We start from the raw sequence: 24,045 nt of genomic DNA, 5'->3' as shown, positions 1-24,045 counted from the left end.
TCTATGGCGCTTTCGCCCGGGCACCGAAACCGCGAACGTCGCGGCCGGGCCGGTGTTCCGCCAAGGCGGGCGGAACGAAGTGGCGGCAAGGTATCGGCGGTTTTTCGAATCGAACGTGAATGCGCGGCACTGGCGCGTCGCGTGGATCTGTGGCTGGAATCGGCCGGAATGTTCCCGTATTCAGCTTCGAACGCCTGTGGAAGCGGCGTCACCGCATGCGTACTCGGCTGAACCGATGTTCAGTTTCAGCCGTGTCGTCACTGCCTCGTGCGGCGCCCGGGCAGTGGGCCAGGCGGAGAGCGCGCCGCTACAGCCGGGCAGCCAGTGCACTCGCCTGGGCGATCGCACGCTTGGCGTCGAGCTCGGCGGCCACGTCCGCGCCGCCGACCAGATGTACGACGCGCCCGGCGGCCTGCAGGTCCGCCAGCAGGTCGCGCCGCGGCTCCTGGCCCGCGCAGACGACCACGTGGTCGACCGGCAGCACCTGCTCGGCGCCATCCACGCCGATGCGCAGGCCGTCATCGTCGACGCCCAGGTACGTGACGCCGCCGAGCATGTGCACGCCCTTGGCCTTCAGCGTGCTGCGGTGGATCCAGCCGGTCGTCTTGCCCAGCCGTGCGCCCGGTCGGCCGGGGCTGCGCTGCAACAGCCAGACCTCGCGTGCCGGCGGCGACGGCGCGGCCGGGACGAGGCCGCCTGGGCGCTCGAAGCTCGGGTCGACGCCCCATTCGCGCATCCAGGCGGCCGGATCGAGACTGGGCGGCGGGCCGTCGCCCTCGACCAGGAACTCGCCGACGTCGAAGCCGATGCCGCCGGCACCGATGATCGCCACGCGCGCCCCGGGCACGACGCGGCCCTCGAGCACATCGACGTAGCCGACGACCTTGGGATGGTCGTGGCCGGGCATGTCGATCGCGCGCGGGCGCACGCCGGTCGCGAGCACGACGACGTCGAAGCCGGCCAGGTCGTCGGCCCCGACCGCGGTCGAGAGTCGGAGTTCGACCCCGGTCTCGGTGATGCGCTGGCCGAAGTAGCGCAGCGTCTCGTCGAACTCCTCCTTGCCGGGAATGCGCCGCGCCAGGTTGAACTGGCCGCCGATCGCGTCGGCGGCGTCGAACAGCGCGACGTGATGGCCGCGCTGCGCGGCCACCGTCGCGCAGGCCAGCCCGGCGGGCCCCGCGCCGACCACGGCGATGCGCAGCGGCGTCGCGGCCGGGACGTAGTTGAGCTCGGTCTCCGCGCACGCCCGCGGGTTGACCAGGCAGCTCGCGGTGCGGTTCGCGAACACGTGGTCCAGGCAGGCCTGGTTGCAGGCGATGCAGGTGTTGATGCGCGCGGGCGTGCCGGCGCGTGCCTTGGCGACCCACTGCGGGTCGGCCAGCAGCGGTCGCGCCATCGACACCATGTCGGCGCCGCCGGCCGCGAGCACGCGCTCGGCGACGTCGGGCATGTTGATGCGGTTGGTCGCGACCAGCGGCAGTGTCACGTGCGCTCGCAGCTTGGCGGTCACGCCGGCGAAGGCCGCGCGCGGCACCGAGGTCGCGATCGTCGGCACCCGCGCCTCGTGCCAGCCGATGCCGGTGTTGAGCAGCGTCGCCCCGGCGGCCTCGATCGCGCGCGCCTGCTGCACGATCTCGTCCCAGCCCGAGCCGTCGGGCACCAGTTCCAGCATCGACAGCCGGTAGATCAGGATGAAGTCGTGTCCGGCCGCCTCGCGCACGCGGCGCACGATCTCGGTGGCGAAGCGCATGCGCTGCAGCACGTCGCCGCCCCAGCGGTCGGAGCGCCGGTTGGTGCGCGCGCTCAGGAACTGGTTGATCAGGTAGCCCTCGCTGCCCATGATCTCGACGCCGTCGTAGCCGGCCTCGCGCGCCAGCGCGGCGGCGCGGGCGTAGGCGTCGATCGTGCGCTCGACCCCGCGTGCGCGCAGCGCCCGTGGCGTGAACGGATTGATCGGCGCCTTGATCCGGCTCGGCGCCACCTGCAGAGGGTGGTAGGCATAGCGGCCGGCATGCAGCAGCTGCAGGCAGATCTTGGCGTCGTGGGCGTGCACCGCGTCGGTGACGGGCCGGTGCCGCCGCGTCTCCCATCGCCACGACAGCTTGCCGCCGAACGGCTTGAGCCAGCCGGCGATGTCGGGCGAGAAGCCGCCGGTGACGATCAGCGCCACGCCGCCCTCGGCGCGCTCGGCGAAATAGCGCGCCAGCTTCGGGAAATCGGCCGCGCGGTCTTCCAGTCCGGTGTGCATCGAGCCCATCAGCACCCGGTTGCGCAGCGTCGTGAACCCGAGGTCGAGCGGCGCGAGCAGGTGCGGGTAGGGCGTGGCGTCGGGCTGGCCCGTGGCTGGCGACATGGCATGGATACGCTGGCGTATGGAGTGCGCAGCGTGCCGCGAATCCATCCGCTGGCGCAAGCGGCGCGTGCGCGTGCCCGGTGCCGGACGTGCCGGAGCGGCGTCGTCGCATCGCGAGTCCGTAGGAGCGCGCTTGCGCGCGATGGGCCCGGCACGTCCCCTCGCGCCCGAGGGCGCTCCTACAAGCGGCTGTCAGAGTCCGACCTGTAGGAGTGCGCTCGCGCGCGATGGGCCGCCCCGAGGCCACCCATCGCGCGCTCGCGCGCCTGCGTCGGTATCGTGCGCCCGTCAGGCGCCGCCGTGCGCGGACGACCAGCCGGCGACGGCCAGCTTGCCGATCGTGCGGCCGCTCTCGAGCCGGCGGTGCGCCTCGCGCAGGTTGGCCGGATCGATCGGCGACAGCGTCTCGGTCAACGTGCCCCGCAGCCGCCCGGCGTCGACCAGCTCGGCGACGCGCGCGAGGATGCGTCCGTGCGCGTCCATGTCCGCGGTGCGGAAGCGCGGGCGCGCGAACATGAATTCCCAGTGGATGCCGATGCACTTGGCCTTGTACGGGTCGCCGATCTTCAGCGCCCCGGCCGGCTCGACGATCAGGCCCACGTGACCCTGTGGCGCGAGCAGTTCGCCCAGTTCGACCCAGTAACCGTCGGTGTCGGCGAGGTTGAGCGCCACGTCGACGCTGTCGTAGCCGAGCGCCTGCAGTTGCGGCGCCAGCGGCTGGCGGTGGTCGATCACGTGGTCGGCGCCGAGGGCCCGGCACCAGGCGATGCTCTCGTCGCGCGAGGCGGTCGCGATCACCGAGAAGCCGGCGAGCCTGGCGAGCTGGATCGCGATCGAGCCCACGCCGCCGGCGCCGGCGATCACCAGCAGCGTCCTGCCCGCGCCGCCGCCGTCGAACGCGAACGGCATGCGCTCGAAGAGCAGCTCCCAGGCGGTGATCGCGGTCAACGGCAGCGCGGCCGCCTGGGCGAAGTCCAGCGTGCCGGGCTTGCGCGCGACCAGCCGCGCGTCGACCAGCTGGAACTGCGCGTTGCTGCCCGGCCGGGTGACGTCGCCCGCGTAGTAGACCGCGTCGCCGACCGAGAACCCGGTGACCTGGTCGCCGACCGCATCGACGACGCCGGCCGCGTCGTAGCCGAGCACGCGATGCGTCGCGCCGTCGGCCAGCGGTGCGCGGCGCAGCTTGGTGTCGACCGGGTTGACCGAGACCGCCTCGACCCGGACGCGCAGGTCCAGCGGACCGGGCGCGGGCGTGTCGAGGTCGAGCTCGACCAGCGCCTGCGGGTCGTCGATCGGCAGCGGGCGGGTCGTGGCGATGGCTTTCATGCGGAGGTCTCCGGAGCGGGGGTGGGGACGGGCGCCGGGCTGCGCTCGGCGAACTGCCCGTTCCAGTAAGGGTAGTAGGGATAGGGCGCCTGCACCGCGCTCGCGGCATCCAGGCGCGCGACGTGCGCCGGGTCCAGCGACCAGCCGGCCGCGCCCAGGTTCTCGCGCAGCTGCGTCTCGTCGCGCGCGCCCACGAGCACCGTGGAGACGCCGGGACGCTGCAGCAGCCAGTTCAACGCGATCTGCGGCACGCTGCGCCCGGTGTCGGCGGCGACCGCGTCGAGCGCGTCGACGATCCGGTACAGCCGCGCGTCGTCGACCGGCGGCGCGAATGCGGCGGTCGCGTGCAGTCGGCTGCCGGCCGGCAGCGGCTGGCCACGACGGATCCGGCCCGTCAGCCGGCCCCACGCCAGCGGGCTCCATACCACCGCGCCCACGCCCTGGTCGAGCCCCAGCGGCATCAGCTCCCACTCGTAGTCGCGGCCGGCCAGCGAGTAGTAGGCCTGGTGCGCGACGTAGCGGGCGAACCCGTGGCGGTCGGCGATCGCCAGCGCCTTCATCAGTTGCCAGCCGGCATGGTTGGACGCGCCGAGGTAGCGCACCTTGCCGGCACGCACCAGGCCGTCGAGCGTGGACAGCGTCTCCTCGAGTGGCGTCATCGCGTCGAACGCATGCAGCTGCAGCAGGTCGATGTGGTCGGTCCCGAGCCTGCGCAGCGCGGCGTCGACGGCATCGAGCAGGTGCGTGCGCGACGCGCCGACCGCATTGGCATCCTCGCCCACGCGCAGACCGACCTTCGTCGACAGCAGCACCCGGTCGCGCCGGCCGCGGATCGCCGCGCCCAGGATCGTTTCCGACGCGCCGTCCGAGTACGCGTCGGCGGTGTCGAAGAAGTGGGCGCCGGCGTCCAGGCACATGTCGATCAGCCGGCGTGCCTGAGCGGCGTCGGTGTCGCCCCAGGCACCGAACAGCGGGCCGCGGCCGCCGAACGTGCCGACGCCGAAGCCGAGGACGGGAACACGGAGGCCGGAGCGGCCGAGGAAGCGGGTGTCCATGCAGGAATCCTTGGAGGGGAGGGGAGACGGGCGACGCCGCGATGGCGACGTCAGCAGGGCTGGGTGGCGGCCGGGTGCACGCGGCGGATCGCCAGCGCGCAGACCGCGACCCCCGCCAGCGTGACCAGCGCGCCGGCGGTGCCAAGCCGGCCCAGGCCGCCGGCGTGGGCCACCACGAGGCCGCCGAGCCAGGCGCCGGCCGCGTTGCCGAGGTTGAACGCGCCGATGTTGAGGCTCGACGCCAGGTCGCGGCCGTCCTGCCCGGCCCGCTGCAGCACCCAGGCCTGCAGCGGCGCGACGGTGGCGAATGCGGCGACGCCGAGCAGACCGATGGCCAGGACCATCGCCGTGGCGTGGCGCATCGCCGGGCCGAGCAGCGCGAGCACCGCGGCGAGCGCGAGCAGCGTGGCCGGGATCGCGGCGACCGGCGCACGGTCGGCGACGCGGCCGCCGAGCAGGTTGCCGGCGATCATGCCGATGCCGAACACCAGCAGCACCGGCGAGACCGCGGTCTCGGGCAGGCCGGTGACCTCCAGCAGCACCGGCTGGACGAAGGTGTACACGGTGAACACGCCTGCGTAGCCGAGCGTCGTCGTCAGCAGGCCGAGCGCGACCGGCGGCCGCGACACCGCCGCGAGCGCGCGGCGCACGCCGCCGGACGAGGCGGCCTCGCGTTCGGACGGCACCAGTGTCGCGATCACGAACGTCGCCAGCACGCCGATCGCCGCGACCGCCCAGAACGTCGCGCGCCAGCCGGCATGCAGGCCCAGCCACGCACCGGCCGGCACGCCGAGCAGGGTGGCGACCGTCAGGCCTGTGAACATCACCGAGATCGCGCTCGCGCGGCGCGTCTCCGGCACCAGACCCGCGGCGACCACCGCGCCGACGCCGAAGAAGGTGCCGTGCGCGAGCGAGGTGACCACCCGCGCGGCCATCAGCCAGCCGTAGTCGGGCGCCAGCGCACAGGCCAGGTTGCCGACGGTGAACACCGCCATCAGCCCGATCAGCACCGCCTTGCGCGGCAGCCGGCCGGTCGCGAGCGTGAGCAGCGGCGCGCCGGCGAACACGCCCAGCGCGTAGCCCGAGATCAGCAGGCCGGCGGCCGGCAGGCTCACCTGCAGGTCGGTCGCGACCTGGGTCAGCAGGCCCATGATCACGAACTCGGTGGTGCCGATGCCGAAGGCGCCGGCAGTCAGCGCGTACAGCGCGACCGGCATGCGGGGCGAGGATGCGGAACGGGACATGGGGAACGGCGCGAGGAAAGAGGCGGCCATTCTCGAAAGCGGCGATCCGGACAGACAGGGTTAGGATCGACAATCACTTTCAACGAAAGATTGAAGATCGATGGAGCGCCTCGACGACATCGCCCTGTTCCTGCGCGTGGTCGACCTGGGTTCGATCAGTGCCGCCGCGCGGGCGCTCGACCTCTCGCCCGCCGTCGCCAGCCAGCGGTTGAAGCGGCTGGAGGCCGCGCTCGGCGTGCGCCTGCTGCACCGGACGACGCGGCGGCTGCATCCCACTGCTGAGGGCACGGCACTGGCCACCCGCGGGCGCGCGCTGGTCGAGGACCTCGACAGCCTCGCCGCGAGCCTGCGCGAGAGCGGCGGGCGCGGCATCGCGGGCACGCTGCGGGTGACGATGTCGGCCTCGTTCGGCCGTCAGCACGTCTCGCCGCTGCTGCCGCGGTTCCTCGCCCTGCATCCCGCCCTGCGGCTGAGCGTGCACATGAGCGACCAACTGGTGGACCTGGTCCGGGAGGGGTTCGACCTGGCGATCCGGATCGGCGCGCTCGACGACTCGCGGCTCGTCGCGCGCCGCATCGCCGACAACGACCGCGTGCTGGTCGCCTCGCCCGACTACCTGCGCCGGCGCGGCCACCCGCGGGTACCGGCCGACCTGGTGCGCCACGACTGCCTGCTGCTGGTCGGCAGCCAGGGCCGCCAGGACCGCTGGACGCTGCTCGACGCGCGCGGTGGGCGGAGCGAGGTGGTGGTGTCCGGCCGCATGGAGAGCACGCTGGGCGAGACCCTGCGCGACGCGGCGCTGGCCGGGGAGGGCATCGCCATGCACTCGGTGTGGCACGTCGCCGACGACCTGCGCGCCGGCAGGCTGGTGCGCGTGCTGCGCCGCCACGCCCCGCCCCAGAGCGGCATCCACGCGGTCATGCCCGCGCGCCGGCTCGTGCCGCCGCGCACACGGGCGTTCGTCGAGTTCCTGCTGGCTGAACTGGGCGGATCGCCGCCGTGGGTGCAGGTGGCGGACGGCACCCGGGGCAGGTGACGGGGACCGTCGTTTCTTGACGCCACGCGCACATCGAATCACGACAATGCGGCGCCGTTGGGAGTTCCCGGCTTAACCAAAGCCTGGATGAACGGTAAGGTGTCGTTCCGTTGGAATCTTTCAACCGTTACGTTAGCGTTAACGACGCCTTCACACAGCTGACTTTAGGCTATGTCCCCAAGGCGTGTGCGTTTGACGCCTCAAACCGATGCCATGACGCATTCCCCCTTCAACAGGAGCTGATACAACATGAATAAGAAACTCCTCTGCGCCGCTCTGCTCGGCGGCCTCGGCTTGGTGCAGGCCGCCAATGCCCAGGAGTTCGACGACCGCTGGTACCTGACCGGCTCCGTCGGCTACAACTTCCAGGCCGAAGACCGCCGCACCGACGACACCCCGTTCGGCACCATCGGTTTTGGTCGTTTCATCAGCCCGAACTGGTCGATCGACGGTGAGCTGAACTATCAGAACCCCGGTTTCGACAGCAGCGTCGAAGGCGCGAACCCCGATCTGAACTGGAGCCAGTACGGCGCCTCGATCGACTTCCGCTACCACTTCATCTCCGAAGGCCGTGGCTGGAACCCCTACCTGCTCGCAGGTGTCGGCTACCAGCGCTCGGAAGAAGAGTTCAGCGCGTTCCCGAGCCCGAACTCGCCGGGCGAGCGCAAGGACGGCAACTTCGCCGCCAAGGTCGGCGCCGGTCTGCAGACCACGTTCGACAAGCGCGTCGCCGTGCGTGCGGAAGTCGCCTACCGCGCCGATTTCGACGACAGCAGCGTCGCCGCCAACGGTTCGCGTGACTGGGCCGGCTACCCGCACAACTCGAACGAGAGCTACTTCGGCGACGTGCTGGCCTCGGTCGGCGTCGTGGTCCCGCTCGGCCCGCCGCCGGCACCGCCGGCTCCCCCGGCTCCGCCGCCGCCGCCGCCGGCTCCCGCCCCGGCTCCGCCGCCGCCGGCTCCGATCACGATCGACCTGAACGGCGTGAACTTCGACTTCGACCGTTCGACGCTGCGTCCCGACGCGGTGGCGATCCTGAACGAGGCCGTCGAGATCCTGCGTCGCTACCCCGAACTGCGCGTCGAGGTTGCAGGCCACACCGACTCCGTCGGTACGGACGCCTACAACCAGCGCCTGTCGGAGCGCCGTGCGAAGGCCGTGTACGACCACCTGACCAGCAACGGCATCACCGCCGACCGCCTGGTGGGCCCGACCGGTTACGGCGAGAGCCGTCCGATCGCGCCGAACACCAACGCGGATGGTTCGGACAATCCGGAAGGTCGTGCGCGCAACCGCCGCACCGAGCTGAACGTCCAGAACTGATTCTGGCGCCAGCGAAGCAACACGAAGAAGCCCGGCTCACGCCGGGCTTCTTTTTTGGTTCTTGGCCTAAGTCAGGGAATCCAACTTCTGCTCGCTTGATCAAGGGCTCTTCTCCGGACCGCGCGTCTCGCCGGCCGGCGGCTGCTCCCCGCGGGCGATTCCGAGTCCATCCGAAGTGAAGTTGCAAACGTCTACGGGAGCGGACTGACGGGCGGTGGCCGCGTCAAGCGCGCCACCGATGGCGCGCGCCCGAGTCAAGGCAGGGTGAGAATGGATGGCGTGGGCGGCATTGCCGCGCATCCATGCGAAGGCCACGCGTGCTTCGCGTGGCCGGACCGCGAAGCGGCCTTGACCGAGGGGAGAGCGGCTTCCGGCTGGCAGGCCGCTGCCCATCAGAAGTGGAATGCGCATTCGAGCATTTGGGAGAAGAGATTTTTTGCGTCTTTTTCCGCCATCGCCGCGGAAGGAGCGTGCCCGCGTCCTCGCTAAGTGAATGCGTGAAAGCAGAATTTCCCTTGTCGGGCGGTGACTTGGCGCATACACTTCAGGCCAATTCGACTCCAGGGACCAGTTATGCGCGCCATCGTGTTGACGACTCTGCTCGCCCTTCCGCTTGCCGGCCAGGCAGCCGATTGCGCCGACCTGGACACGCGTGCCGCCCGTCCGCTGCAGCCGACCGCGCTGGTGCCGCTGTCGCCGGAACTGGCCGCGCCCAACTATCGCCTCGGCACGACCGCCGTGCTGTCGCGCGCCTACGACGACGCGCAGTCGGTCGACCAGGTACTGCTGCGGCTGGAGATCGAGCGCTGCCAGAACGTCGCGATGGCCACGCCCGCCGCCGGCGTGGTCCAGCCTGGCGATCCGGCCGCGTACGTCAAGCAGACCGAGTTCGACAACACGCCGTACCGGTTCAACATGACCCAGAGCGGCAAGCGCATGACCGCCGACGATTTCGACGCCTGGCTCAAGGCGAACGGCTACAGCGTCGGTCGCCGCGTCGATCCGAACGCGCCGGCCGAGGCCGCCCCGGCCGCGGCACCGGCGATGCCGTCGGAATGAGTATCCGCGTCCTCGACGCGTCGACATCGACGGCCCGCGCGAGCGGGCCGTTCGTCTGTCTGGTCGCGCCGCGCGCATGAACGGCGGCAGGACGCCGCGCTACGGGGTGGCGCGGGTGCTGTCCAAGCGCGGGCTGTGCTCGCGCAGCGAGGCCGAGCGCTGGGTGCGCGAGGGACGCGTGCGTGTCGCCGGCCGACTGGTCCGCGACCCCGAGCACCCGGTCGCGCTCGACGAGGCGCGCATCGTCGTCGACGGTCTGGCGGCGACCGGCACGGCGCACCGCTACCTGATGCTCAACAAGCCGCGCGGGCTGGTGACCACCGCCCGCGACGAGCGCGGCCGCGACACCGTCTACCGCTGCTTCGACGGCGCGGGTCTCGAGTGGATCGCGCCGGTCGGCCGCCTCGACAAGGCCAGCGAGGGCCTGCTGCTGTTCACCAGCGACCCGGTGTGGGCCGCGTCGATCGCCGATCCCGAGCAGGGCCCGTCCAAGACCTACCACGTGCAGGTCGACGTGTTGCCCGACGCCGCGCTGCTGGCGGGCCTGCATGCCGGCGTCGAGGACGCCGGGCAACACCTGCGCGCGGCCTCGGCCCGCGTATTGCGGCAGGGCGGACGCAACGCGTGGCTGGAGATCGTCCTCGACGAGGGACGCAACCGGCAGATCCGCCGGCTCCTGGCCGCGCACGACGTCGGCGTGCTGCGGCTGGTGCGCGTGGCGATCGGGCGCGTGGCGCTCGGCGAACTGGCCAAGGGCGCCTGGCGCGAACTCGCGCCCGACGAGGTCGAGCGCCTGGCGCCGCACTCGGCACCCGCGGCACGCGAGCGCGCCTAGTGCCGGCCGGGCGGGCGCGCGCCGATGCCGCCGCCGCGCGTGGTCCCCCGCGCGGCGCGTCTCAGGCGGCGAGCACGCCCAGTTCGCGGCCGATGCGGGTGAACGCATCGATCGCGCGGTCCAGCTGCGCACGCGTGTGCGCCGCGCTGATCTGGGTGCGGATGCGGGCCTGGTCCTTGGGCACGACCGGAAAGAAGAAGCCGATCGCGTAGATGCCTTCTTCGAGCAGACGTTCGGCGAAGCGCTGCGCCAGCTTGGCGTCGTAGAGCATCACCGGGCTGATCGGGTGGGTGCCGGGGCGCACGTCGAACCCGGCCGCGGTCATCTGCTCGCGGAAATAGCGGGTGTTCTCGACCAGCCGCTCACGCAGCTCGCCGGCCGCGTCCAGCATCTCGAAGGCCTTGATGCCGGCGGCGACCACGTGCGGCGGCAGCGAGTTGGAGAACAGGTACGGGCGCGAGCGCTGGCGCAGCAGCTCGATGACCTCGGCCTTCGCGGTCGTGAAGCCGCCCAGCGCGCCGCCCATCGCCTTGCCGAGCGTGCCGGTGATGATGTCGATCTTCTCCAGCACGCCCTTGACCTCGGCCGACCCACGCCCGGTGGCGCCGAGGAAGCCGGTCGCATGGCATTCGTCGATGTGCACCAGCGCGTCGTACTTGTGCGCCAGTGCGGTGATCTCGTCGAGCGGCGCGATGAAGCCGTCCATCGAGAACACGCCATCGGTCGTGATCAGGATGGTCTTCGCGCCGTCGGCGCGCGCCTGCTCGAGCTGCGCCTCCAGGTCGGCCATGTCGCAATTGGCGTAGCGGTAGCGCTTGGCCTTGCACAGCCGCACGCCGTCGATGATCGAGGCGTGGTTGAGCGCGTCGCTGATGATCGCGTCGTCCTCGCCGAGCAGCGGCTCGAACAGCCCGCCGTTGGCGTCGAAGCAAGCCGCGTACAGGATCGTGTCCTGCTTGCCGAAGAAGTCGGCGATGGTCTTCTCGAGCTGCTTGTGCAGGTCCTGCGTACCGCAGATGAAGCGCACCGAGGCCATGCCGAAGCCATGCGTGTCGAGCGCCTCCTTGGCCGCGGCGATGATGTCAGGGTGGTCGGCCAGGCCCAGGTAGTTGTTGGCGCAGAAGTTCAGCACCGTGCGCCCGTCGGCCAGCGTGATCTGCGCGGACTGCGGGCCGGTGATCACGCGCTCGGACTTGAACAGGCCGGCGTCGCGGATCTCGTCGAGGGTGTCGGCGTAGCGGTCGGTCAGGGACATCGGGCGATCCGGAAGAAGAGGCGATGCGCGCAGTTTACCCGGCAGCCTCGTGTGCGCCGCCCGCGCGTGCCGTGCACCACGCGTCCCAGGCCGTCTGCAAGGCGGCGATATCGCCCGGCAGGCCGTAGACAGCGCCTGTGTCGGCAAGCCAGGACTCGAAATCCGCGCCCGCCGCGATCGCGTCGCTGATGGCGCCGAGGATGTGCGGCTGGATGCTTGTCTGGTCGAGGAAGTCGGCAAACAGCATCGATTGCGAGTAGAACAGGCTGGCCGCCCGCGCGCCGTCGCCGGACATCGTCATCACCTGGATGCCGGAAGGGGTCTGGACGCCGCTTGATTGCATCAACGCCTGCCGCTGCGCAACGACCGGGTGCGTGTGGGCCAGAAACTGCGCGAGTGGAAGGACGGCCGGTGATTCTGTCCGAAGGGCGGCGAAGAAGTTGCGCTCGTATTGCGCACGGGCCGCATCTCCTTCCATGCGCACCGCTGCGGCTTCCTCCAGCCAGTCCGGAGCGGGCGTCCCATACTGGCCGTCGACGGACTCGGCATCGGGCCAGTAGGCGGCGCGGTACTGCGCATGGCCGAGCTCGTGGCGCAGGGTGTTCAAATGCTGCGCTTGCAAGTGGCCAAGGACCTGCGCAACGCGGTCGGCATCGGGATTTGGATTGGCGCGGCGCATCACCGTCTCGACCTGGGCCCGCTTGTCGGCAGGTGACAGCCAGACCTGCCAGAACCCGAGGTTGTGATCACGGGCGAAGCGTTGGGCCTGCTCGTCGTCGAACGTGGCGCTCAACACCAGCATGCCGGGCGCCAACGCGCGCCCGAATGCGCTGCTGAACTGCGTTGCAGCGCTCTGGATCGCCTCCGCCGCCATCTGCGCGTCAGCCTCGGTGTCGGCGTACGCGAGTCCCTGCATCGTGGCCAGGCATACCGGCGCCGGCGGCGCGGCAACCTCAGGGCAGGTCGGCGTTTCGGCAGCGAAGGCGGCAGGCGCGATCAGTGCCAGTGCGGTCGCTGCGAAAAGTCGAGCGCACGTGTGTCCATGCCGCATGCCCCACCTCCTGTGGTTGTCGATTCCAGCGAGCCTGCAACGGATTGACGATCGCCGAACGTGCCGGACGTCATGCGGCGGACTTGCACACGCGCGCCTCGGGCGCAGCTCAGGTCCAGTTGAGGACGACCTTGCCCGACTTGCCCGATTCCATCAGGTCGAAGCCCTTCTGGAAGTCGTCGACCGGCAGCTGATGGCTGAGCACCTTGCCCAGCGGGAAGCCCGACAGCACGAGCTGGGTCATCTTGTACCAAGTCTCGTACATCTTCCGCCCGTAGATGCCCTGGACGGTCAGGCCCTTGAAGATGATCCGGTCCCAGTCGATGCCCGCGCCCTTGGGCAGCAGGCCGAGCAGGGCGACCTTGCCGCCGTGGTACATGCAGTCGAGCATGTCGTTGAACGCGTGTGGGTTGCCGCTCATCTCCAGGCCGACGTCGAAACCCTCCATGTGCAGGTCGGCCATGACCTCCTTGAGCGAGGTGTTGCTGACGTTGACCACGCGCGTGGCGCCCATGTCGGCGGCCAGCTTGAGGCGGTAGTCGTTGACGTCGGTCACCACGACGTTGCGCGCGCCGATGTGCTTGCAGATGCCCGCGGCCATCACGCCGATCGGGCCGGCGCCGGTGATCAGCACGTCCTCGCCGACGACGTCGAACTCCAGCGCGCAGTGCGCGGCGTTGCCGTAGGGGTCGAAGAACGCCGCCAGCTCGGACGGGATCTGGTCGGGGATCGGCCACAGATTGGTCGCCGGCATCGCGATGTACTCGGCGAATGCGCCGTCGCGGGTCACGCCGATGCCCACCGTGTTCGGGCACAGGTGCGGCTTGCCGGCGCGGCAGTTGCGGCAGTGGCCGCAGACCAGGTGGCCCTCGGCGGACACGCGCTGGCCGACCGTGTAGCCGGTGACCGCCGAGCCGAGCTCGACGATGCGGCCGACGAACTCGTGGCCGATGACCAGGCCGGGGCGGATCGTGCGCTGGCTCCACTCGTCCCACAGGTAGATGTGCAGGTCGGTGCCGCAGATCGCGGTCTTCTCGAGCTTGATCAGCACGTCGTTCGGACCCGGCGCCGGCACCGGCACCTCTTCCATCCAGATGCCTTTGGTGGCCTCGCGCTTGACCAGCGCCTTCATCGTCCGGGTCATCGTCGTCTTGCCTGCGGGGGCGGAAAAAGAGCGGCGATTATACGGGCCGCGCGACGGCGGCCCTGCTGCACCGCACCGTCGCCGCGGGGCGCCCGGCCCGGTCCGGGTTGGCCGGCCACCGGCGGCACGTTCTAGACTTGGCGCCCCGCCACGACCGACAGGACCACCATGCGCCATCCGCTACTGGCCGCGACGCTGCTGGGCGTCTTCCTCAGCTGCAGTCAACCGTCCGTCGCCGGGGAGGGCATGTGGGTCCCGCAGCAGCTGCCGGAGATTTCGCCGGCGCTGCGCAAGGCCGGCCTGCGGCTCGACGCCAACCGCCTGGCCGACCTGACCGGCGATCCGCTGGGCGCGGTGGTGTCGCTGGGCGGCTGCACCGCCAGTTTCGTCTCGCCGCAGGGGCTGGCGATCACCAATCACCACTGCGCCTACGGCGCGATCCAGCTCAATTCCACGCCCGAGAAGAACCTGATGCGCGACGGCTTCAATGCCGCGACGCCGGGCGAGGAGATCTCGGCCGGGCCCAACGCCCGCATCTATGCGCTCGACAGCATCCAGGACGTCACCGCCGAGGTCCGGGCGGCGATCGACGCGGCGGCCGACGGCCTGGGTCGGACCGCGGCGCTGGACGCGGTCGAGAAGTCGCTGGTCGCGCGCTGCGAGGCCGAACCGGGCTATCGCTGCCGGCTCTACAGCTTCCTGGGCGGCAACAGCTACCGGCTGTTCCGCAACCTCGAGATCCGCGACGTGCGGCTGGTCTATGCGCCCGCCGGCGGCATCGGCAGCTTCGGCGGCGACGTCGACAACTGGATGTGGCCGCGCCACACCGGCGACTTCGCGTTCTACCGTGCCTACGTCGGCCGCGACGGCCGCCCGGCCGAGTACGCCGCCGACAACGTGCCCTACACGCCGCGGCGCTTCCTGCGCCTGGCCGACAGGCCGCTGCGCGAAGGCGAGTTCGTGATGGTCGCCGGCTACCCCGGCCGCACCAGCCGCTACGCCTCGGCCAGCGAGTTCTCCGAGACCGTGGCCTGGCGCTATCCGCAGGTCAGTCGCCACTACCGGGCGCTGATCGACCTGGTCGAGGCGCAGGGCAAGAACGATCCCGAGATCGAGGTGCGCTACGCCAGCGTCGTGCGCGGCTGGCAGAACACGCTGAAGAACTACGAGGGCCAGCTGCAGGGCTTCGAACGCATCGGCGCGCTGGCCCGCAAGCAGGGCGAGGCGGCCGCGGTGCAGACGTGGCTGCAGGGCCGCGGCGAGGCGGGGCGGCCGGCGCTCGAGGCCCAGGCGCGCATCGCCGCGCTCGAGGCCCAGGCGCAGGCCACGCGCGAGCGCGACCTGGTGCTCTCGCTGCTCGACAACAGCGGCGTGCTGTCGACCGCGGTGCGCCTGTACCGGCTGGCGATCGAGAAGGAGCGGCCCGACGCGATGCGCGAGCAGGGCTACCAGCAGCGCGACCTGCCGGTGATCGAGGGCAGCCTGCGGCAGATGGACCGGCGCTACGTGCCGGCGATGGACCGCGCGCTGACCCGCTACGCGCTGCAGCAGTACGTGCAGCTGCCGGCCGGCCAGCGGGTCGCGGCGATCGACCAGTTCCTCGGCGGCCACGACGCGGCGGCGATCGAGCGGGCGCTCGACCGGCTCGAGCGCAGCCGGCTGGGCGACAGCGACGAGCGCCTGAAGTGGTTCGCGGCCGACCGCCATGCGTTCCTGCGCAGCCGCGACCCGGCGCTGCAGTACGCCGCGGCGGTCGTGCCCGAGCTGCTGCGGATCGAGCAGGAGGCCAAGGCCCGGGCCGGCGACCTGCTGGTGCTCCAGCCGACCGCGCTGCAGGCGGTCGCCGACTACCGTGCCAGCCGCGGCGAGGCGGTCTACCCCGACGCCAATTCGTCGCTGCGCATCACCTTCGGCAACGTCGTCGGCTACACCGACCAGGCCGGCCGCGCGCAGACCCCGTTCACCCGGCTCGAGGAGATTCCCGCCAAGGCGACCGGGGCCGAGCCGTTCGACGCGCCCAGAGCGCAGCTCGACGCGATCGCCGCCGGCCGCCACGGCGGCCTGGCCGACCGTCGGCTGCGCACGGTGCCGGTGAACTTCCTGGCCGACCTCGACGTCACCGGCGGCAATTCCGGCTCGCCGGTGCTCGACGCCGACGGCCGCCTGACCGGGCTGCTGTTCGACATGACCTGGGACGCGGTGGTCTCGAACTGGGTGTTCGACCCGGCGATGACCCGGACGATCTCGGTCGACCAGCGCTACATCCGCTGGGTGATGCAGGAGGTCGACCCCGCGCCGCGCCTGCTGCAGGAGATGGGCGCCGCGCCGGCGCGCTGATCCACGCACTCCCCGTAGGAGCGTGCTCGCGCGCGAATGGGCTTTCCCCGGAGAGTTCCTCGCGCGCGACCGGGCCCTGGGAGCGCCCATCGCGCCCAAGCGCGCTCCTACAACGGCGGGACGCTCCCGTAGACTGGCGCGCCCGCATCCGAGGAGCCGCGCATGAGAATCCTGCTTGCCCGCCACGGCGAAACGCCGTGGAACGCCGAAGGCCGCTACCAGGGGCAGGAGGACATCCCGCTCTCGCCGGTCGGCGAGCGCCAGGCGACGCTGCTCGGCGCGCGGCTGGCCGACGTGCGCATCGACCGGGCGGTCAGTTCGCCGCTGTCGCGCGCGAACCGTACCGCGCGCCTGGCGCTGGGCGCCGAGCGTGAATCCCTGTTGACGACCGATGCCGGCCTGGCCGAGATCGCGCACGGGACCTGGGAAGGCCTGCTCGCGACCGAGATCGGCGAACGCGATCCCGAGCGGCTGGCCGCGTGGCGCGACGCACCCGACACCGTGCAGATGCCGGGCGGCGAGTCGCTGCAGCAGGTGCTCGACCGCGCCTGGCCGGCATTCGCGCGCGCGGTCGCGGGCCTGGGCGCGGACGACACCGCGCTGATCGTCGCGCACGATGCGGTCAACCGCGTGATCCTGTGCCGCGTGCTCGGCATCCCGCTGGCGAAGCTGTGGACCTTCCGGCAGGCGCCGACCACGCTCAACCTGCTCGAGGGCCCGGATGTCGACCGTCTCGACGTGGTCCGCCTGAACGATTGCGCGCACCACACCGCGTTCTTCGGCGAGGCGGTCCACCGCGCGCTGTGATGCCGTAGGAGCGCTCGCGCGCGAAGGGCATGTCCGGGAAAGCCCGTCGCGCGCGAGCGCGCGCCTACAGGCGAGGGCGGCTGCGCGCCTACAATCGCGCCATGCCGAACACTCTCGCCGACTGGCTCGCGCGCATCGAGGCGCGCCACCCGACCGAAATCGAACTGGGCCTGGCGCGCGTCGCCGCGGTCAACGCGCGGCTGGGCTGCGGCCGCCCGGCCACCCGGGTCGTGACCGTCGCCGGCACCAACGGCAAGGGCTCGACCGTCGCGCTGATCGAGGCGATCGCGCGCGCGGCCGGCTGGCGCGTCGGCGCCTACACCTCGCCGCACCTGCTGGCCTACAACGAACGCGTGCGCATCGACGGTGCCGACGTCGACGACGCCGCGCTGGTCGCAGCCTTCGAGGCGGTCGAGGCCGCACGCGGCGACACGCCGCTGACCTACTTCGAGACCGGCACGCTGGCGGCGCTGTGGCTGTTCGCGCGCGCCGGGCTGGACCTGGCGATCCTGGAGGTCGGCCTCGGCGGCCGGCTGGACGCGGTCAACATCGTCGATCCCGACGTCGCGGTCGTGACCACTGTCGACATCGACCACCAGGACTGGCTGGGCAGCGACCGCGAGGCGATCGGCCTGGAGAAGGCCGGCATCGCGCGGCCGTGGCGGCCGCTGGTGATCGGCGACGACGATCCGCCGGCGAGCGTGTTGCAGCATGCCTACCGCATCGGCGCGGTCGCGATCCGCGCCGGCAGCGACTTCCTGTTCGCACCGGCCGACGCGGGGCGCTGGACCTGGCGCGAGGTCGGCTACGAGGTCGAGCTGCCGATGCCCGCGCTGGCCGCGCCGGTCCAGTTGCGCAATGCCGCGGTCGCGGTGGCGGCGCTGCGCGCGCTCGACGCCGACGTGCCCGACGCCGCGCTCGCGGCGGGCATTGCCGGCGCCCGCGTCGCCGCGCGTCTGCAGCGCTTCGAGCGCGACGGCGTCGAGCTCGTCGTCGACGTCGCGCACAACCCGCAGGCCGCGGACGCGCTGGCACAGTGGCTGCGCGCCGCGCCGGCCCGGGGCCGGACGCTCGCGGTCTATGCCGCGCTCGCCGACAAGGACGCGGGCGGCGTGGTCGCGGCGCTCGCGCCCGCGGTCGACGACTGGTGGCTGGCCGGGCTCGACGATGCGGGCGCGCGCAGCCAGCCGGCCGAGGCGCTGCGCGCACGCCTGGCCGGCACCGCCGCCGCGCGCGCGCGGTGCGAGGCCGACGTGGCGGGCGCGCTCGTGCAGGCGCTCGCGCAGGCGCGTCCAGGGGACCGGGTGCTGGTGTTCGGTTCGTTCCACACCGCCGCCGCGGCGCTGGCCCGCTTGCAGGGCCGGGGTTAAGAAGCCGGCGGTCGCGGCGCGTATAATCGCGCCGATCCCCCCGCCTGCGCCTTCCTGCATGACGCCTGGACTGAAACAGCGCCTGATCGGTGCCGCCGTGTTGATCGCGCTGGCCGTGATCTTCCTGCCGATGCTGGTCAAGGGGCCGGCGCCCGCCAGCGGGCTGCCCGACATGCCGCTCGAGCTGCCGGATGCGCCGGACGGGCAGTACAAGACCGTGGACCTGCCGCTGGTCGCCCCGGCCCCGGCGCCCGCGGGCGGCGTGCTCGCCGAAGGCGCATCGCGCGGCGGTGCGGCCGCCCCCGCCACGACGACGGCCCCGGCCGGCGGCGAGGCGCTGCCGACGGTCGAGACCGGCGCACAGGACGAACCGCTGCCGCCGACGACCGCCGGCGGCGGCTACGCGGTCCATTACGGCGCGTTCGCCACCGAGGCCGATGCCGAGGCGATCCTGCGCCAGCTCGGCCAGTCGTCGCTGACCGGTTACCGCGAAGCGTTCACGCTCAACGGGCGGCCGGCGCAGCGCGTGCGGCTGGGCCCCTACGCCAGCCGCGCCGAGGCCGAGATCGTGCGTCTGCGTGCCGCGCAGGTGCGCGACGACGTCAGCCCGCGCGTGGTCGCGCTCGATGCCGCGGCCGCCCCCGCCGCGTCGACTTCGTCCGCGCCCGCGCCGCGTGCCCCGGCCGCGACGCCGGCTGCCGAGCCCGCGCGGTCGGCGCAGACGCCGCCGTCCCCCGCGCCAAAGCCAGCGGCGCCGCCGTCGCCGCCCGCCGCGGCGCCTGCCCCGGCACCCACGGCGGGCGTCGGCTTCGTCGTGCAGCTCGGCGCCTTCAGCAACGCCGCGGACGCCGAGCGCCTGCGCGACCGGCTGCGCGCGGCTGGCGTCACCGCGTTCACCGAGGGCGTCACCACAGACAAGGGACGCCTGACCCGGGTCAAGGCCGGGCCCGTCGCCAGCCGCGGCGAGGCCGACCAGCTCAAGGCGCAGGTGCGCGCGAAGGTCGGTATCGACGGCCTGGTGCGTCCGCATCCCTGATGCCGCGGGGCGGCGCGCACCGCCACACTCTCTTTCAACGGCGCGCGTCGCGCGCCCAGCAGGACTGGAATCGCCATGTGCGGGATCGTCGGGATCGTCGGAACCTCGGAAGTCGCGGGCGCGCTGTATGACGGCCTGACGGTGCTGCAGCACCGCGGGCAGGATGCGGCCGGCATCGCCACCGCCAACGGCACCGCGCTGCGCGTGCACAAGGGCAACGGCCTGGTGCGCGACGTGTTCGACGCCAAGGCGATGGCGCTGCTGCGCGGCCGCGTCGGCATCGCGCACTGCCGCTATCCCACCGCCGGCAGCGAGGGCAGCGACGAGGCGCAGCCGTTCTACGTCAATTCGCCGTTCGGCATCGCGCTCGCGCACAACGGCAACCTCGTCAACACCGACCAGCTGCGCCAGCAGGTGTTCGAGACCGACCGCCGCAACGTTAACACCGAGTCGGACTCGGAGGTGCTGCTCAACGTCTTCGCGCACGAGCTCGACCGCGAGAAGGCGCTCACGCCCGAGGCCGCGTTCCGGGCCGTCGAGGGCGTCAACCGCCGCGCGCGCGGCGGCTACGCCGTCGTGGCGACCGTGCTGGGCCTGGGCCTGGTCGCGTTCCGCGATCCGCACGGCATCCGGCCGCTGGTGCTGGGCCGGCGCGAGAGCGCGGAAGGCACCGAGTACGCGGTCGCGTCGGAGTCGGTCGCGCTCGACATCCTCGGCTTCGAGCGGCTGCGCGACGTCGAGCCCGGCGAGGGCATCGTCGTCACCGCGCGCGGCGAGCTGCACCACCGCCAGTGCGCGCCGCGGCAGGCGCACGCGCCGTGCATCTTCGAGTACGTGTACTTCGCGCGGCCCGACTCGATGATCGAGAACATCTCGGTGCACAAGGCGCGCATGCGCATGGGCGTGACGCTCGGCGAGAAGATCCTGCGGCTGCGCCCGGACCACGACATCGACACCGTGATCCCGATCCCGGACACCTCGCGCGACTCCGCGCTGGAGATCGCCAACGTGCTCGGCGTGAAGTACCGCGAGGGCTTCATCAAGAACCGCTACGTCGGCCGCACCTTCATCATGCCGGGGCAGGGCGAGCGCGCGAAGTCGGTCAAGCGCAAGCTCAATCCGATCCCGCTGGAGTTCCGCAACCGTGTCGTGCTGCTGGTCGACGATTCGATCGTGCGCGGCACCACGTCCAAGCAGATCGTGCAGATGGCGCGCGACGCCGGCGCCAAGAAGGTCTACCTCGCGTCCGCCGCGCCGCCGGTGCGCCACCCCAACATCTACGGCATCGACATGCCGTCGGTGGACGAACTGGTCGCGCACAACCGCACCGAGGCCGAGATCGAGGCGTTCCTGGGCTGCGACTGGCTGATCTACCAGGACCTGGCCGATCTGGAATCGGCGGTGGCGGGGCCCAAGTGCCCCGACCTGCGCTTCGACAGCTCGTGCTTCAGCGGCGAGTACGTGACCGGCATCGAGCCGGGCTATTTCGAACGGCTCCAGCAGCTGCGGTCGGACGAGGCCAAGAACAAGCGCCGCGCGTGAGCGCGGCGGTGCCCGACGCGCCCGACCTGCTGGCCGCGGCGCGCCAGTGCCTGGACGCGTGCGATCCCGATGCCAAGGTCGCGCTGACCCGCCACCATGCCGCACGGCAGCGTGCCGGCGCGCTGCCGCTGCCGGTCGACCCGCCACCGCCCGAGCCGATCCGGATGCCCGGCCGGCCGCCGCGCCCGCGGCTGGTGCATCCGCGCGAACTGCCGCGACGCGGCCTGGGCAGCGACGAGGGACGCGCGGCGTTCGTGCATGCGATCGCGCACATCGAGCTCAACGCGATCGACCTGGCCTGGGACGCGGTCTATCGCTTCCGCGACCTGCCCGACGCGTTCTACGCCGACTGGGTCGCGATCGCCGACGACGAGGCGCGGCACTTCGTGCTGCTGCGCGACCGCCTGCGCGAACTCGGCCACGACTACGGCGACTTCGACGCGCACAACGGGCTGTGGGAGATGTGCGAGAAGACCGCGCACGACGGCCTGGCGCGCATGGCGCTGGTGCCGCGCGTGCTCGAGGCCCGCGGCCTGGACGTGACCCCCGGCATGATCGTCAAGCTGCGCGCGCTCGGCGACCACGCGACCGCCGACATCCTCGAGATCATCCTGCGCGAGGAGGTCGCGCACGTCGCCGCCGGCAGCCGCTGGTTCCGCTGGTACTGCGCGCGCGACGGCATCGATCCCGAACCCAGGTTCCGCGAACTGCTGGCCGACTACGCGCGCGCGGCGCTGCACGGCCCGTTCAACCTCGACGCCCGCGCCGCCGCAGGCTTCAGCGCCGAGGAACTGGCCGCATTGCAGGCCGTCGCCAACGGCTAGAGGACATCGTCCGTAGGAGCGCGCTTGCGCGCGATGGGCTTCCCCGGCAGTGCCTCATCGCGCGCCCCCGAAAAGGGGATGCAAGCACAAGCGCCGCTCCTACGGCGTGTCATCGCTCAAGTGGCCAGCGCCGACAGGTCCAAGCGGCCGTCGGGGAACGCGCGCAGCAGCGAGCCCTGCTCGAACCAGTCGCCGAGCACGATGCGGCGGCAGGCGCGGCCGGCGACCTGCAGGTCGTGGATCGCGGGGCGGTGGGTGTGGCCGTGGATCATCGTGTCGACGCCGTAGCGGACGAACCACTCGGCGACCGTCGCGGGCGCGACATCGGTGACGGTCTCCATCGTGCCGGCCTCGCGCAGCGCGCCGGCGCGCGCCTGGCTGGCCGCGCGTGCCTGCTGCGCGAACGCCAGCCGTGCGGCCAGCGGCTGGGCGAGCATCTGCGCCTGCCAGCGCGGGTCGCGGGTCTGGGCGCGGATCGCCTGGTACTCGACGTCGTCGGTGCACAGCAGATCGCCGTGGGTCAGCAGCACCGGACGGCCGTGGAGCAGGATCACCGCCGGATCGGGCAGGATCCGCAGGCCCGCCCGGCGCGCCCAGGCGTCGCCGACGAGGAAGTCCCGGTTGCCGTGCATGAACGCCACGGGCACGCCGGCGTCGGCCAGGGCGCGCAGGCGCCCGGCGACGAGCGCGCCGGCCTCGGACGGATCGTCGTCGCCGACCCACGACTCGAACAGGTCGCCGAGCACGTACAGCGCCTCGGCCTGCCGCGCTTCGCCGTCGAGGAACGCGGCGAACAGCTCGGTGATCGCCGGCCGCGCCGGGTCGAGGTGCAGGTCGGACAGGAAGTAGGTCGTCATCGCGCCATTGTAGAAGCCTGCCCGGTCCGGGGCGCGTCCCGGTGGCCGGGGCGCGCCGGGTAGAATGCGCGGTTTCCCCGTTCCGAGCGTCCGCATGACCTGCCGTACCCGCTTCGCGCCCAGTCCCACCGGCTACCTGCACATCGGCGGCGCGCGCACCGCGCTGTACTGCTGGCTGGAGGCGCGCCGCCGCGGCGGGCAGTTCGTGCTGCGCATCGAGGACACCGACCGCGAACGCAGCACGCAGGCCGCGATCGACGCGATCCTGGAAGCGATGGACTGGCTCGGCCTGGACTACGACGAGGGCCCGATCTACCAGACCCACCGGCTCGACCGCTATCGCGAGGTCGCCGAGCAACTCGTCGCCGATGGCAAGGCCTACTACGCCTACGAGTCCAAGGCCGAGCTCGACGCGATGCGCGAGGCGGCGATGGCCCGCGGCGACAAGCCGCGCTACGACGGCGCCTACCGCGATCGCGGCGAACCGCGCCGCGAGGACCCGAACCGCGTCACCCGCCTGAAGAACCCGCTCGAGGGCACGGTCGCGTGGGACGACAAGGTCAAGGGCCGGATCGAGATCGCCAACAGCGAGCTCGACGACCTGGTGCTCTTCCGCCCCGACGGCTACGCGACCTACAACTTCGCGGTCGTCGTCGACGACCTGGACATGGGCATCACCGACGTCGTGCGCGGCGACGACCACGTCAACAACACGCCGCGGCAGATCAACATCTACCGCGCGCTCGGCGCCGAGCCGCCGGCGTTCTCGCACCTGCCGATGATCCTCGACGAACACGGCGCCAAGCTGTCCAAGCGCACCGGTGCGGCCGACGTCATGCAGTACCGCGACGCCGGCTACCTGCCGCACGCGCTGCTCAACTACCTGGTGCGGCTGGGCTGGTCGCATGGCGACCAGGAGATCTTCTCGATCGACGAGATGCGGTCGCTGTTCGATCTGAAGGACGTCAACGCCAAGGCCTCGCGTCTGGACCCGGCCAAGCTGGGCTGGCTGAACCAGCAGTACCTGAAGTCCGACGATCCGGCCGCGGTCGCCGCGCATCTGGAATGGCACCTGCGCCACGACGGCTACGACCTGTCGAACGGCCCGGCGCCGGCCGACGTCGTCGTCGCGCTGCGCGACCGCGTGCAGACGCTCACGGAGATGTCCGAGCGCGCGGCGGTCTGGTACCGCCCGCTGGCGGGCTACGACGACAAGGCCGTCGCCAAGCACCTCAAGGCCGAGGCGCGGGCCCCGCTGGCCGATGCGCGCGCGCGCATCGCCGCACTGCCGGCCTGGTCGGCCGAGGCGATCGGTACGGCCCTGGGCGAGACCGCAGAGGCGCTCGGGCTGGGCATGGGCAAGGTCGCCCAGCCGATGCGCGTCGCGATCACCGGCACCCAGGTCAGCCCCGACATCGGCCACACCGTGTACCTGGCCGGGCGGGACGAAGCCCTGCGCCGGATCGACGCCGCGATCGCGATGACGCCCGACGCCTGAACGCGCGATCGGCGTCCGGGCAGGCGTGCGTGCGCGCTCCGGCGCCGTACGCGGGGCGCAGTGGGTCGACGCAAGGTCGGGCCGCCTGCGGGC

19 protein-coding genes are annotated in these 24,045 nt (G+C 72.0%); 11 read left to right on the top strand and 8 right to left on the bottom strand.

Going from position 1 to position 24,045, the window contains the following annotated elements; genetic code table 11:
* Positions 1 to 307: 307 nt before the first annotated feature.
* From WQ56_RS13250 to WQ56_RS13235, 4 genes are all read right to left on the bottom strand, one after another.
* Positions 308 to 2,353: an NADPH-dependent 2,4-dienoyl-CoA reductase gene (locus tag WQ56_RS13250; RefSeq protein ID WP_047137603.1), complete on the bottom strand. Its 2,046-nt coding sequence runs from the start codon at positions 2,351 to 2,353 to the stop codon at positions 308 to 310.
* Positions 2,354 to 2,641: 288 nt separating this feature from the next.
* Positions 2,642 to 3,679: a zinc-binding alcohol dehydrogenase family protein gene (locus tag WQ56_RS13245; protein WP_047137602.1), complete on the bottom strand. Its 1,038-nt coding sequence runs from the start codon at positions 3,677 to 3,679 to the stop codon at positions 2,642 to 2,644.
* Positions 3,676 to 4,734, bottom strand: coding sequence for an aldo/keto reductase (locus WQ56_RS13240; RefSeq protein WP_047137601.1), 1,059 nt, complete (start codon positions 4,732 to 4,734; stop codon positions 3,676 to 3,678). The genes WQ56_RS13245 and WQ56_RS13240 overlap by 4 nt, the downstream gene beginning before the upstream one ends.
* A gap of 50 nt (positions 4,735 to 4,784) precedes the next feature.
* Entirely contained in the window at positions 4,785 to 5,978 is a 1,194-nt protein-coding gene (locus WQ56_RS13235) for an MFS transporter (RefSeq protein WP_047137600.1), read from the bottom strand.
* Positions 5,979 to 6,078: 100 nt separating this feature from the next.
* Here WQ56_RS13235 and WQ56_RS13230 point away from each other — a divergent pair, with 100 nt between their 5' ends.
* The 4 genes from WQ56_RS13230 (at position 6,079) to WQ56_RS13215 (ending at position 10,231) form a co-directional block, all read left to right on the top strand.
* Positions 6,079 to 7,014, top strand: coding sequence for a LysR family transcriptional regulator (locus WQ56_RS13230; RefSeq protein ID WP_047137599.1), 936 nt, complete (start codon positions 6,079 to 6,081; stop codon positions 7,012 to 7,014).
* A 249-nt stretch (positions 7,015 to 7,263) separates the two neighbouring features.
* The gene (locus WQ56_RS13225; protein ID WP_047137598.1) at positions 7,264 to 8,337 is read left to right on the top strand and encodes an OmpA family protein; all 1,074 of its coding nucleotides are present in this window, start codon (positions 7,264 to 7,266) and stop codon (positions 8,335 to 8,337) included.
* Positions 8,338 to 8,910: 573 nt separating this feature from the next.
* The gene (locus tag WQ56_RS13220; RefSeq protein WP_047137597.1) at positions 8,911 to 9,396 is read left to right on the top strand and encodes a hypothetical protein; all 486 of its coding nucleotides are present in this window, start codon (positions 8,911 to 8,913) and stop codon (positions 9,394 to 9,396) included.
* A 76-nt stretch (positions 9,397 to 9,472) separates the two neighbouring features.
* The gene (locus tag WQ56_RS13215; RefSeq protein WP_047137596.1) at positions 9,473 to 10,231 is read left to right on the top strand and encodes a pseudouridine synthase; all 759 of its coding nucleotides are present in this window, start codon (positions 9,473 to 9,475) and stop codon (positions 10,229 to 10,231) included.
* Positions 10,232 to 10,292: 61 nt separating this feature from the next.
* On the opposite strand, the gene kbl is transcribed toward WQ56_RS13215, so the two are convergent.
* From kbl to tdh, 3 genes are all read right to left on the bottom strand, one after another.
* Positions 10,293 to 11,486, bottom strand: coding sequence for a glycine C-acetyltransferase (gene kbl / locus WQ56_RS13210; protein ID WP_047137595.1), 1,194 nt, complete (start codon positions 11,484 to 11,486; stop codon positions 10,293 to 10,295).
* 34 nt (positions 11,487 to 11,520) lie between these two features.
* Positions 11,521 to 12,537, bottom strand: a complete 1,017-nt coding sequence (locus WQ56_RS13205; RefSeq protein ID WP_156170542.1) for a hypothetical protein — start codon at positions 12,535 to 12,537, stop codon at positions 11,521 to 11,523.
* Between the two features lie 109 nt (positions 12,538 to 12,646).
* Positions 12,647 to 13,681 carry an L-threonine 3-dehydrogenase gene (tdh, locus tag WQ56_RS13200; RefSeq protein WP_197076492.1) on the bottom strand — a complete coding sequence of 345 codons (1,035 nt, stop codon included), beginning with the start codon at positions 13,679 to 13,681 and terminating at the stop codon, positions 12,647 to 12,649.
* A gap of 246 nt (positions 13,682 to 13,927) precedes the next feature.
* On the opposite strand from tdh, the gene WQ56_RS13195 reads away from it, so the two are divergent.
* From WQ56_RS13195 to WQ56_RS13170, 6 genes are all read left to right on the top strand, one after another.
* Positions 13,928 to 16,018 (top strand): S46 family peptidase, encoded by a 2,091-nt coding sequence (locus WQ56_RS13195; RefSeq protein WP_156170543.1) that lies wholly within the window; start codon positions 13,928 to 13,930, stop codon positions 16,016 to 16,018.
* A 162-nt stretch (positions 16,019 to 16,180) separates the two neighbouring features.
* On the top strand, positions 16,181 to 16,825 hold the full coding sequence (locus tag WQ56_RS13190) for a histidine phosphatase family protein (protein ID WP_047137592.1): 645 nt from the start codon (positions 16,181 to 16,183) through the stop codon (positions 16,823 to 16,825).
* A 101-nt stretch (positions 16,826 to 16,926) separates the two neighbouring features.
* On the top strand, positions 16,927 to 18,195 hold the full coding sequence (gene folC, locus WQ56_RS13185; RefSeq protein WP_047137591.1) for a bifunctional tetrahydrofolate synthase/dihydrofolate synthase: 1,269 nt from the start codon (positions 16,927 to 16,929) through the stop codon (positions 18,193 to 18,195).
* Between the two features lie 58 nt (positions 18,196 to 18,253).
* A complete protein-coding gene (locus WQ56_RS13180) occupies positions 18,254 to 19,231 on the top strand; it encodes an SPOR domain-containing protein (protein ID WP_047137590.1) in 978 nt (325 codons plus the stop codon).
* Positions 19,232 to 19,306: 75 nt separating this feature from the next.
* Positions 19,307 to 20,773, top strand: a complete 1,467-nt coding sequence (gene purF / locus WQ56_RS13175; RefSeq protein WP_047137589.1) for an amidophosphoribosyltransferase — start codon at positions 19,307 to 19,309, stop codon at positions 20,771 to 20,773.
* On the top strand, positions 20,770 to 21,597 hold the full coding sequence (locus WQ56_RS13170; protein WP_156170541.1) for a ferritin-like domain-containing protein: 828 nt from the start codon (positions 20,770 to 20,772) through the stop codon (positions 21,595 to 21,597). Before purF ends, WQ56_RS13170 begins: the two co-directional genes overlap by 4 nt.
* A 116-nt stretch (positions 21,598 to 21,713) precedes the next feature.
* On the opposite strand, the gene lpxH is transcribed toward WQ56_RS13170, so the two are convergent.
* Positions 21,714 to 22,454: a UDP-2,3-diacylglucosamine diphosphatase gene (gene lpxH / locus WQ56_RS13165; protein ID WP_047137588.1), complete on the bottom strand. Its 741-nt coding sequence runs from the start codon at positions 22,452 to 22,454 to the stop codon at positions 21,714 to 21,716.
* 94 nt (positions 22,455 to 22,548) lie between these two features.
* Here lpxH and gltX point away from each other — a divergent pair, with 94 nt between their 5' ends.
* Complete coding sequence (gene gltX / locus WQ56_RS13160; RefSeq protein ID WP_047137587.1) at positions 22,549 to 23,952, top strand: glutamate--tRNA ligase; 1,404 nt, start codon at positions 22,549 to 22,551, stop codon at positions 23,950 to 23,952.
* Positions 23,953 to 24,045: the final 93 nt, after the last annotated feature.

The organism is Luteimonas sp. FCS-9, assembly GCF_001014645.1.
Taxonomy (GTDB): Bacteria; Pseudomonadota; Gammaproteobacteria; order Xanthomonadales; family Xanthomonadaceae; genus Luteimonas.
The sequence above is the reverse complement of the archived record's forward strand: the minus strand, read 5'-3'. Positions and strand labels throughout refer to the sequence as shown.